An 11,581-nucleotide genomic window follows, 5' to 3' on the forward strand; every position below is an offset into this window, starting at 1 on the left:
CATATCTCTGTCACCTCTCGCCCGGTCTAGCATGGAGACATGGCAAAGCAGATCGTCATCATCGGGGCAGGACTGGCCGGAACCACTGCGGCCCGGGAGCTGAGCGAGCACGGTCAGGCCGTGACCGTCATCGACCCCGAGGCAGGCGAGACCTGTGAGCGCCCGCCCCTGTCGAAGCACCTCTTCGACGACTCCCGCTACCACCTGCCCTATCACCTCGAGTCCACGGAGCTCATCACCTTCGTCCGTGACCGGGCCACGTCCATCACCCTCGCCGAGGCGGCCCCCGGCTCCCAGCAGACGCATCCGTCCGCGACGGCCGAGGAACAGCCGAACGACGCGATCGTCGGCACTGTCGCGCTCGCCTCAGGCGAAGCGCTCGACTTCACGCACTGCATCCTCGCTACCGGCATGAGGGCCAATCGTTCAGGCATCCCTGCCTACCCGGACGCCCTTCCGGTCTATGACCTCAGCGAGGCCGAATGGATCCGCGACAAAGTCGCTGCGGCAACGAGTCAGCTCAATGTCGGTGTCCTCGGCTCGGGCTACCTGGGCATGGAAGTCGCAACCTCGGCAGTCGCTGCCGGTCACGAGGCCACGGTGTACCTGCGGGGGAGCGAACCCCTGCGCAAGCAGCTCTCTGCCCCTGTTCGCCAGGCACTCGTCGAGGCCCATCAGGCGGCCGGCGTGAACTTCGTGACCGGAGTGAGCAGCCCGGACGAGATCCCCGCCGCTGTGCACGATCTGTTCGTCACGAGCGTCGGTGCCAGGCCCGTGCGCATCCCCATCGACGGGGAGATGCCGAGTCCTTCGGATGACAACGATTTCTCTGCCGCCTGGGAAGTCGATGCCACCCTGGCCACGGCGCACCCGGGCATCTGGGCGGCGGGTGATTGTGCTCACGTCACCGACGGACCGTTCGCCCTTGACCACCCCTGGGCCTGCGAACCCGTGGCCGAAAGCCATGGCAAGCACCTCGCGGAGCTCATCCTCGGCGAGCCCAGCGCAGAGGCAAGCAGTACCGGGAACTCGACACGATCATGGTCCGACGTTCCCTGGCACTGGAGTTTTCAAGGCCCGGAGAAGGTCTTCACCGTCGGCCTCACCAGCCCCGACGCCGACGACACGATCATCCAATATGACCCGAGCGGGAAGAAATTCCAGGTGTTCCATTTCGACGGCGGCGATCTCAGCGCGAAGCTCATCGGCGTCGAAACGCTCAATTGGCCGCCGATGCAGGCTGCCGCCCGCCGTGTACTCGGCGGTAAAGACATTCCGACCAGAGCACATTTCGACGACCCGGAATTCGACTTCAAGGTTCATAGCCGATTGTGAGAATCGGCTACCCGCATCACGTAGACTTCCAATGTTTACCCCAGTCATCGTCGAGAGAAATTTCTGTACATGGATATGGCCAAGCTTGCTGCCGAGCACGGACTCGAAAGAGTAGGTGGACGGCCGTCTCTGCCCCAGTACGTCAAGCAGCTGATCAATCGCAGCGACTTCATCTTCACGCTCGCCCGGTACCGGATGCAGAGCGAGAACGAACGCAACCGGCTCGGCATGCTCTGGGTGTTGCTTCGACCAGCCTTCTCCGCGCTCATCTACGGCACGGTCTTCGGTGTCATCATGAAGGGCGCCTCGGCGCGCCCGGACGATTTCGCACCTTTCGTCATCATCGGCGTCTTCGTTCTTGAGTTCTTCAATTCCTCGATGAACGGCGGCGCGAAGTCGATCATCACGAATGCCTCTCTGGTTCAATCGTTGCCGTTCCCACGCATCGTGCTGCCCATTGCCACGGTGTTTCAGAACCTCCTCAACTTCATCCCGACCCTGCTTTTCATGGGCGTTCTTGTGATGCTCTGGGGCGCCCGACCTGGGTGGGACTGGTTCCTCTTCATCCCTCTGGTCCTCCTGTTCTGGATCTTCAACCAGGGTGTGGCGTTCATCTTCGCCCGCGTCACCGTGCACTTCAGAGATCTCAGCCAGGTCATCCCCTTTATCTCTCGGATGATCTTCTACACCTCAGGCGTCTTCTTCGACCTCAAGGTCATGGTCGACAAGCTCAATCCCGCCTGGCAGCCGTTCGCTGACTGGCAGCCGCTCAATAACGTCCTCGCCATCGCCCGTGGCATCCTCATGAAGGAGGGTGTCGTCCCCTATGACTATTTCTGGCACCTGGCCATCTGGGCCGTCGGAATCTTCATCATCGGCTTCGTATTCTTCTGGCAGGCCGAGGAAAGGTATGGTCGCGATGAATGAGACCGAACCGACTGAGACCGGCAGCCTGCCGGAGGTGACGAAGGACAACCCGCCCGTTGTCATCTGCGATGACGTGCACGTGAAGTACAAGACCCTGGCCACTGGTAAGAAGCTCAAACTCGGCGGTGCAGGCGGAGCCCTCAAACGCCAGCGCGGAATCCAAGAAGTTCACGCGCTCAAGGGAATCAGCTTCGTCGCCCATGAGAATGAGTCGATCGGGATCATCGGCACCAACGGTTCGGGCAAATCGACGTTGATGCGAGCGATCACAGGGTTGACTCCAACCACTTCAGGAAGCGTCTATGCCAGCGCGCGGCCCAACCTCCTCGGTGTCGGTGCCGCACTCATCCCTGATCTCTCTGGGGCTCGGAACATCATCCTGGGAAGTCTGGCCCTGGGAATGAACCGGCCGGAGATCGAAGAGAAATTCGACGACATCGTCGACTTCACCGGTCTGCGGGACTTCATCGACATGCCGATGCGGACGTACTCATCGGGAATGTCGCAGCGTCTGAAGTTCGGCATTGCCACATCCGTTCAGCATGAGATCCTCATCGTCGATGAGGCGCTGGCGGTGGGTGATAAGAGGTTCCGCCAACGCAGTGAAGGCCGTATCAGGGAGATCCGAGAGAATGCCGGCACGGTCTTCCACGTCTCCCACTCGATGAAGTCGATTAAGGACACGTGCAACCGCACGATCTGGATCGAAAAGGGTGTTCTCACGGCCGACGGCCCCACCGAGGATGTCGTCAAGGAATACGAAGAATTCAACAGCAAATAGACGACAGCTGATCAGCTCACGCTGATTCTGCCCTGTACGACGATGGCCGCCCGGTGCAATCCGGGCGGCCATCGTCGTACACAGCAGCTGAATGAGTGCTGTCAGCTCCACACGCCGCTTGCTAGGCTCGCCGGATGGTAGGCTCGCCGGATGGTAGGCCGACCGCGTGGGTCCGATGCCTATCGTCGGTGTCTTAGTCGGTCGGAAGGCGTACAGGCAGCGCTGACCCTCGCCGAGGCGGCCGCCGGCAATCTGCGAAGTCGTTTGGACCACCGGCAGTCGTTCAGCTCCCGTCGTACTTCGCGAATTGGGCGAAGTACGTCAGCGCCTCGAACGAATCCACAGCATCCGGATTTGCCACACGATCCAGCACATGCCCCTGAATCAGCCGTTTCACCGGGACTTCGAGCTTCTTGCCCGTGCGGGTGTGCGGGATCGCGGGCACCGCGATGATGTCATCGGGCACATGCCGCGGCGAGGCCTTCGACCGAAGTTCCGTAGCAATCCGCTCCTGCAAGGAAGAATCAAGCGAAACCCCAGACGCCAACACAACGAACAGCGGCATCCAGTACCCGCCGTCGGGCTGCTCGGCACCGATGACCAGGGACTCGGCCACCTCGGGGATGCCGTCGACGACGTCGTAGATGTCGGCGCTGCCCAGGCGCACCCCTTGCCGGTTGAGGGTGGCGTCCGAGCGGCCGGAGATGATGACGCTGCCGTGGTCGGTGATGGTGATCCAGTCGCCGTGGCGCCAGACTCCAGGGAACATCGAGAAGTACGTGTCGCGGTAGCGCTCACCGTCGGGATCGTTCCAGAACTTCACCGGCATCGACGGCATCGGGGCGGTGATGACCATCTCCCCGACCTCGCCGACCAAAGGCTGCCCCGAGTCATCCCAGGACTCCAACGCCACACCGAGCACCGGCCGTGAGAGTTCCCCGGCCCAGACTGGGCAGTTCGGCGCGGATCCGGCGAAGCCGCTGACGACGTCCGTGCCGCCGCTCGTCGAGGCCAGCTGCACGCGCTCGCCGATAGCATCGCGCACCCATGGGAAGCAGTTGGCAGGCACCGGGGCACCGGTGGCACCGATCGTCCGCAGCGCGGTCAGGTCGAACTCCTTGCCGGGTTCGATCCCGGCCTTCATCCCGGCCAGGAAGATCCCAGGACTGACACCGAGCACGTTCGCCTTTGTGTCCGCGGCGATCTCCCACAGCCGGCCCGGCCCCGGATAGAGGGGGCTGCCGTCGAAGCACACCGTGGTCGCACCGCCCACCAGCGCCGAGGCGACGAGGTTCCACATCATCCAGTTCGTATTCGTGTACCAGAAGAACCGGTCACCGGGGCGAATGTCGAGGTGGAGACCCAGCAGACGCAGATGATCGATGACGACCCCGCCGTGGCTGTGCACGATCCCCTTGGGAATCCCCGTCGTGCCCGAGGAATACAGCACCCACAGCGGGGTATCGAAATCGACGCGCGCGAACTCGGGTTCGACATCCCCGGAAGCGACATCGTCCCAGGTGGCGAGGTTCGTGATCTGCCCGTGTTCATCGATGAATTCCTCGCCGAGGTTGCCCACCCCGACCACGGCCCGCAGGCTCGGCATCCGGTTGGCCAGATGCGCGACCTGGTCGCGGCGGTCGAAAGCCTGCCCGTTCCACAGGTATCCGTCGGCGGCGAAGAGCACCTTCGGTTCGAGCTGGCCGAGTTTCGTCCCGGCACCTTCGGCCGCGTAGTCCTGGGCGCAGGCGGACCAGATGGCTCCGACGGAAGCGGTCGCGAGGAACGCGATGAGGGTGTGGTGGGTGTTCGGCAGGTAGCCGACGACGCGGTCGCCTTGTTCGACTCCTTGCTCACGCAGCCACGCGGCGACGGACCCGACCTGGCGGCGCAGTTCGCGCCAGGTGGTCTCGGTGCGCTCACCGGATTCTCTGATGGTGATGATCGCCGGTTCGTCGGCGAGTGTGTCGTCGAGGCCGGCTCGCAGAGCGTGTTCGGCGTAGTTGAGGCGGGTGCCGGGGAACCAGGTGGCGCCGGGCATGGAGCGGTCGGCGAGGACCTCGGTGTAGGGGTCATCGGCGATGACGCCGAAGAAGTCCCAGACCGCACCCCAGAATCCGTCGAGGTCGCTCACCGACCATTTCCACAGATCGTCGTAACCAGCCAAAGTCTGTCCGGTGCGCTGATTGGCGAAGTCGATGAAGTCGGCAATCTGCGGACGTGGGGTCTGGTCAGGGTCGGGAAGCCAGATCGGTTCAGCGGTCAATTCTTCTCCTCAGCACTTCGGTGCACGGCAACGATAGCGGTCTCCACCAGCCGAAACGAGGCACACTCGTTCTGCAGTGGAGACTTTGAATCCACTTTACGCCGTCGTCGAGCGGCAGATCGGATGGCCGAACTGACTGGTTTAGATGGCTCCTGCCTGAATCCTCGTGACCCTTCTCCAAGAGATCAGGGATAAATCAATTCGACTATCATGTTGAGAGCCATGATGAAGTGAGAATGGTCGAATATTTACCACCGGGAAGTGCTATGAAATTTGGGACGCTCGTCGCAGTTTTGGGAACGATCGGGATTGTAGCGGCGATAGTCTTGATCGCGGTTCCTGCTCTGGGACTTCAGTCGTTCGGGATCGCAGTTGCGGTGGCGAGCCTTGCCGGACTCCTCGGATTCAGTCTGCTGTCGTCCCGGAGGCAACATCGCGCGTTGCTGCGTGAAATCAGCAGAGTCGACGATCGCGTCAGCCGGGTGGAGTACAGGACTGAACCTGTACACGACATTCGCGGCTCGGTCGCGAAGACTTCAGGCGGTATGCGTGAAGCGCTTCACCACCTCAAGACTTTGGTCGATGACGACCGGCATTCCGCATTCTTGCCACAGGCGCAGTCGGGGGACGGTACTGCGTCGAGCCTCCCCTCCGTGTTCGGGCCGGGCACGATTCCGGTCAGCCCCGTTCAAACACGCCCGAAGATGCACGTGCCTGGACGAAACGCGGCGCAGCAGGAGATGAAAGTGCCGAGCGAAAGAAACCTCGGGTACTTGTTTCAGGCCCCTGACGCCGCACTAGAACGTGAAATCGCCTTGGTGGGAGGAGACGCTCTTGTCGCCAAGCTCGAATCAGTCGGCAAGGTCAGTTTGGTGTATCCCGGCACGGCAGTGACTGCGGTCGGATCCTCAACAGCATTTCTCATCATCGACCTGGACACTTTGTCGGAATCACCGTGGCGCGGAGTGCTGGATGCAAGCGGTACCCGCCTCTATCAAGAACTGCACACGGCGGTGAAAGTTGCACGCAAGCGCGGCACCGTAGTCATTGTGCATGGCGATACCGTACCCACTCATTTCACGGCATCTGTAGACAAACTGGCTCACGTTCGGCTGAATAACAACAGAATGGAACCGGCACATTGGGGAAGCGACATCCATTCCGAAGTGATCGCCGCGATGGGCGACTTCGAACAGCAGAAATCCAACGATGAGGTGACCCCACAACGATGAAGATCCTGATCTACGCTGACCTTGATCTACGGCTGATCGATGGATCCTCAACGTGGTTGGCGTCTCTCGCTGAAGTCCTGTCAGCTGGCGGGCATCAAGTGCAGCTGCTCTCCAAAGTTCGTTTCTCTGAAAGCCGAGTACTGGATCGGCTCCTCGGCCGCTATCCTGACATCGGCCTCGACATTCCGGAAGAAGAGAATTCGCCGCTCGACCCGAATGGTGCAGCAGCACGCGCCTCACAACTTCAGGAGCAGCACGATTTCGACCTAATCATCGTGCGTGGTTTCAACGCCTGCGTCGCATTCAGCAAGCACGAAGATCTGTCGCCGAACCTGTGGTCTTACATCACTGATCTGCCGTTTCCCGTCGACGAACTGTCAAAATATCAGTCCGAGCGCCTTGAACAGGTCGCCAGCAGAAGCCGTCGAATGTTTGCTCAGACTGAGGCGGCACGGTCGTATCTCGAAGCGGTTGCACCTTCCGCGTCGGGCAGGACACTCCTGCTTCCCCCGATGGTCCCGGACGAAGCCTATGAGTCCGATTTCTCGACTATCGGATCCGGAACGCCGCTGCGCCTGATCTATGCCGGAAAATTGGCCAAGCAGTGGCACACACGAGAGATGCTTGCACTTCCTGACGCTCTCCGCGATCGCGGGGTAGATGCGGAACTTGTTGTTGTAGGGGATAAGTTCCAGCATGACGTTGATGCCCCGGCGTGGGTAGACGACATGCGCACGGCACTGATTGCGGCCGAAGAGGATGAGAACAGCCGTGTGACGTGGTTGGGCGGGCTCGCTCGGAATGAAGTCCTGAAACAGCTCAGCCGGGCACACATCGGTATCGGGTGGAGAAGCTCTGTCCTTGACTCAAGTCTCGAAGTCTCCACAAAAGCACTGGAGTACGCAGCCAGTTCGACATTGCCGCTGCTCAACCTTTCTGCAGACCATCTGTCGTTGTGGGGTGAGGAATACCCGCTTCTGGTTAGCAGTGAGGATTCTGTGGATGATGTTGCCGACTGCATCGTGGAGGCTATGCCCAAGCTTGCAGACGCAGTTGCTTCAGCGCGGTCCACAGCTTTCGAATTCTCGATGGATGCGGCCGCAACTCGTCTAGATCGTCAACTAGTCCGCAGCGCGCGAAAGACACCTTCGGGGTGCGCTCCAACGAAGATTGTGATCAGTTCTCACGATTTCAAGTTCCTGGGTGAGCTGGTCGACGGATTGAAACAGCAGCCGGACTTCGAGCTGGCGTTCGACGGATGGACTAGCTTGCACAATCACGACGAAGCATCGAGCATCGAGATCAAATCTGACGCCGATGTTGTCTTCTGCGAGTGGGCGGGACCTTCATTGGTATGGCACGCGGCGAATAAGAGCCCCAGCACGAAACTTATTGCCCGCCTCCATGGATTCGAACTTCGAGGAGCCTGGCTCGACGATCTGCTAGTTGACGCCGTCGATCAATGGGTGTTCGTGTCGGACCGCTACCGAAGAATGGCGATCGATCAACTGCAACTCGACGAGGGCAAAACTTCAATCATACCTAACATGGTCGATGCCGACGATCTCAACCGTCCGAAGTTGGCAGGTAGCGAATTCCAACTGGGAATGGTCGGCATCGTCGGTTTCGGAAAACGACCGGACCGAGCGCTTGACCTATTGGAAACGTTGTTGGAACACGACGATCGGTATATGTTGCGTTTCAAGAGCAGGCCACCTTGGGACTACGCCCACGAATGGCAGAACCCACTTCAGCGGCAACTGTACCTCGATTTCTACACAAGAATCCGTAATAGCGAGCTTCTGAAAAGTCATATCGCATTCGAGGCTTTCTCTCCGGACATTGCTTCGTGGCTGAGAGGAGTCGGATTCGTTCTCTCACCGAGCCACAACGAGAGTTTTCACCTTGCGCCAGTCGAAGGAATGGCGAGTGGGGCTGTGCCGATTGTTTGGCAAAGAGAAGGTGCCGAGGAGATCTTCGGCAAGGACTGGATCGTCGGCGATACACACGAAGCTGCTGAGAAGATTCTCGGCCTTAATAGATCGTTTGAATTTTCGGCTGCATCCTCCCGCGCACGCGAGCAATCGCTGCGATGGGACCGAGACCGAGTTCTGCAGCAGTGGTTCGAAATTCTGGGAGAAGGCTAATGTCGACGGCAAGCGGTACTGACGAGGCGTACCAAGATCGCAGACCCCACCTTGTCATGGCGGTGGGGAACTTGGTGGTCGGGGACTCACGAGTCGAAAAGGCAGCAATCACTGCCAGGGATCTCGGATACAAGGTCACTGTGGTCGGAATTCGCCGCCGCACTGTTCAGCAGGTGTCATTCATCGATGGTGACGTTCCTGTCATTCGGCCCCCGGTCGGCAATGAGCATCACCTTCGCGTTGCCGATTCAATTACGCGGCGTGAAGCGTTCCTTGAAAAGCGCCGCCGACAGATCAATCGTCTCCCACAACGGCTGAAACGGCCGGCATATATCGCTCATCGGATTGGAGTTCGCAGCCGAGACGCAGGGGTGAAAGCAAGCGCGAAATTCGGCCGGTCGTGGAGGACGCTCTGGCCACATCTAGTCGACTACGAGGCGACGTTCTTCGATGCGTTCCGGGCCCTGGAACCCGATCTCATTCATGTTCATGACAGACACCCTCTGCCCGGGGCCGCCAAGTATTCCAGTTGGGCCGAACGTACTCCAGGAGTCCGGCCCGTGAAGTGGCTTTACGACGCTCACGAGTTTGTGCCGACTCAACATCTGCCGCCGCCCGTCGAGCATCAGCAGGCATGGATTGCCGTTGAACGCGAATGTATCCAGCAAGCAGATGCCGTTGTGACTGTTACTGACAAGATCGCTGATCTCATCCAACAGCGCCATCGCCTGGACACCACGCCGGCGGTAGTGAGGAACCTACCCAGTCTGAAGCAAGCCGAGCAGAATGATCTGCGCTCAGACGTCCGCAGCGAACTGGGGTTGGCACCTGGTGTCCCGATTGCTGTCTACGCGGGCGGAATCACTCCTCAGCGGGGTCTGGGAACCTTGTTGGATGCGCAACCGATGGTGCCGGGACTTCACGTAGCGATCATCTGCAAGAACGGCGCAGAACGGCGGAACGCGCTTCGCGACCAGGCGAAGAAGCTGGGGACAGCAGACCGACTTCACTTCTTGGACTACGTTCCGGCGTCTCACGTCAGTAGATTCATCTCGACGGCGAACCTGGGCATCAGCGCGCTATTGCCGAGCCCGGCCCACGAGGAGGCCGCACCGACCAAAGTTTCTGAATATCTGCACGCTCATCTGCCGGTTGTAGTTAGCGACATGCGTGCTCAAGCCGAGCGAGTACGACGACTAGGCTTCGGTGCTGTCTACCCCAGCGGTGATGCCCACGCAATGGCGCAAGTTATACAGCATGTGCTCTCCCGTGCTTCCGAGTTCAAAGCGCAGATTACCGAAGAGGTCATTCTCGATAACTCGTGGGAAGCGGACGCTTCGAACTTGGAGTCTGCCTGGAATACGCTACGACCCAGCGACCGTGTGGCACAACCGCATACGACTTATGATTCATACCTACCAATCTTGCAAGTCGACGACGGGCTGAATGAAGCCTGGGGTCCAGCATTAAATCTGCTGCCAGAAATAGAGGTTAGATCTGAATTAGCATGCTTGAGAGGAATACGTGGAGATCTCACCGACGGGCGATTCATGCTCACTGAAGATGGCCAACGTTTCCTAGAATTTTGGAGACTTGAAGCGGCTCAGTTGCTCGGCGTGTTATACGAAGACTCGGTCAGCCTAGTTGAAGGTTGGAATCCTGCTCTAACAACAGGGATTCTTTCCATGTCAGGAAAGCCTGCGATAAGAATGTTGCCTGGCAGGAGTCTGTACGACGTTGATAACCTGAAATCTCGCTACCCACATCATTGGCTAAACGAGGTTTCAGAATCTGAGGCTAATCGGTACAGGAGAGAGTTTTTAGATTTTCGAGAGAAATCCAGGGCTCAAGATAGAAGGATCGTGACAGATTGCCTGGTCACAAATTGGTCATTGGGGAACCAGTCTAGTTATATCGCGTCTCCAGTTGAGTTGGGAGGAAGTCCAGAGGGGAACTCGGGACCAATTCGGATTGGATGGATCGAAAATATCCAGAGATCGGTTGATGAGCGGGCATCAATTGAACAGCTTCAAGCAGAGCTATCGACGTCTGCGACTGTGGTTAGGATTCCACGGTCAGAGAAGGATATGTTGGCGCAACGGTTGGATATCTTCATTGACTCATTGTCGACTGAAATGCCGACTCGACATGGTTTGCTGGCGCTGGGCGCAGGTAGCGCCGTGGTCGTCGGAAGAGGCATGGCGGTCCGCGACGGTAGTGAGTTAGAGATAAACTCGACACTTCCAGTAGAAACTCCCCTTATTCATACAACGCCAAACGAAATTCATGCGCGTATTTCAAAACTGGTCTATGTCCCGGATGAACTGAACGTCTGGAAGAGTCACAGTTACCAGTTCGCGCGCGAATTCTTGTCAGCAACGGCTGTCGCGACACGATTAGCGGCGCTGATCCTCAAATGAAATATTCGCCACTAGTGAATGAGCTGGCGCAAGGTGATTTGGCGGGGTCGCCTCAATGGACTTGATCCACCGATAGGAGACACTACTAGCAAGTTGTTTGTCAGCCATTCGACTCAAGCGGCCAAGCAGCTCTTCTCAAACATGGCAAATCTGCTCCGTAGACCTCCTCAACGACGTAAGACGGACCCTTTGCGTACAAACATGTGGATCGCTAGGTACCTTGGAGCCATCTACATCGCAGGGCGCGCGGATTGTGCGTCGAGAACAACCTAGTTGGGCCTGTGCCAACTTGTCCTTCCCGCTGGTGGCCAGTGACAGATCCCAACAGCACGGCGGTACGAACGTTGCCATAGACGAATTAAGCTCCCCGGGCTTTCCCGGCTCATCGTAAATAAGAGTGTAGGACTGTCCTGAATCCGCCGGATTCGAGTAGGCATCTGGCGATGTAATGGGTGAGGTTGCGGAATCCTAGT

7 protein-coding genes are annotated in these 11,581 nt (G+C 58.9%); 6 read left to right on the forward strand and 1 reads right to left on the reverse strand.

What is annotated here, in order from left to right; all coding sequences use genetic code 11:
- The first annotated feature begins 39 nt into the window (after positions 1-39).
- From MPN20_RS09625 to MPN20_RS09635, 3 genes are all read left to right on the forward strand, one after another.
- Positions 40-1,335 (forward strand): FAD-dependent oxidoreductase, encoded by a 1,296-nt coding sequence (locus MPN20_RS09625; RefSeq protein ID WP_242781540.1) that lies wholly within the window; start codon positions 40-42, stop codon positions 1,333-1,335.
- Between the two features lie 69 nt (positions 1,336-1,404).
- Entirely contained in the window at positions 1,405-2,262 is an 858-nt protein-coding gene (locus MPN20_RS09630; RefSeq protein ID WP_242781542.1) for an ABC transporter permease, read from the forward strand.
- Positions 2,255-3,043: an ATP-binding cassette domain-containing protein gene (locus tag MPN20_RS09635; RefSeq protein ID WP_242781544.1), complete on the forward strand. Its 789-nt coding sequence runs from the start codon at positions 2,255-2,257 to the stop codon at positions 3,041-3,043. The genes MPN20_RS09630 and MPN20_RS09635 overlap by 8 nt, the downstream gene beginning before the upstream one ends.
- A gap of 283 nt (positions 3,044-3,326) precedes the next feature.
- On the opposite strand, the gene MPN20_RS09640 is transcribed toward MPN20_RS09635, so the two are convergent.
- Positions 3,327-5,309 carry an acetoacetate--CoA ligase gene (locus tag MPN20_RS09640; RefSeq protein ID WP_242781545.1) on the reverse strand — a complete coding sequence of 661 codons (1,983 nt, stop codon included), beginning with the start codon at positions 5,307-5,309 and terminating at the stop codon, positions 3,327-3,329.
- Between the two features lie 236 nt (positions 5,310-5,545).
- Here MPN20_RS09640 and MPN20_RS09645 point away from each other — a divergent pair, with 236 nt between their 5' ends.
- Genes MPN20_RS09645 through MPN20_RS09655 form a run of 3 tightly spaced genes read left to right on the forward strand, consistent with a single transcriptional unit; the run spans position 5,546 to position 11,108 of the window.
- Positions 5,546-6,541, forward strand: a complete 996-nt coding sequence (locus MPN20_RS09645; protein ID WP_242781546.1) for a hypothetical protein — start codon at positions 5,546-5,548, stop codon at positions 6,539-6,541.
- On the forward strand, positions 6,538-8,688 hold the full coding sequence (locus MPN20_RS09650; RefSeq protein ID WP_242781547.1) for a glycosyl transferase: 2,151 nt from the start codon (positions 6,538-6,540) through the stop codon (positions 8,686-8,688). Before MPN20_RS09645 ends, MPN20_RS09650 begins: the two co-directional genes overlap by 4 nt.
- 56 nt (positions 8,689-8,744) lie before the next feature.
- On the forward strand, positions 8,745-11,108 hold the full coding sequence (locus MPN20_RS09655) for a glycosyltransferase family 4 protein (protein ID WP_242781549.1): 2,364 nt from the start codon (positions 8,745-8,747) through the stop codon (positions 11,106-11,108).
- Positions 11,109-11,581: the final 473 nt, after the last annotated feature.

It is taken from the genome of Brevibacterium sp. ZH18, from assembly GCF_022748595.1.
GTDB lineage: Bacteria > Actinomycetota > Actinomycetes > Actinomycetales > Brevibacteriaceae > Brevibacterium.

Bases quoted from the DNA above. Each gene is read 5' to 3' on its own strand.
- MPN20_RS09655 (WP_242781549.1), top strand. From the start codon at position 8,745: ATGGCGGTGGGGAACTTGGTGGTCGGGGACTCACGAGTCGAAAAGGCA.
- MPN20_RS09645 (WP_242781546.1), top strand. From the start codon at position 5,546: ATGGTCGAATATTTACCACCGGGAAGTGCTATGAAATTTGGGACGCTC.
- MPN20_RS09625 (WP_242781540.1), top strand. From the start codon at position 40: ATGGCAAAGCAGATCGTCATCATCGGGGCAGGACTGGCCGGAACCACT.
- MPN20_RS09650 (WP_242781547.1), top strand. From the start codon at position 6,538: ATGAAGATCCTGATCTACGCTGACCTTGATCTACGGCTGATCGATGGA.
- MPN20_RS09635 (WP_242781544.1), top strand. From the start codon at position 2,255: ATGAATGAGACCGAACCGACTGAGACCGGCAGCCTGCCGGAGGTGACG.
- MPN20_RS09630 (WP_242781542.1), top strand. From the start codon at position 1,405: ATGGATATGGCCAAGCTTGCTGCCGAGCACGGACTCGAAAGAGTAGGT.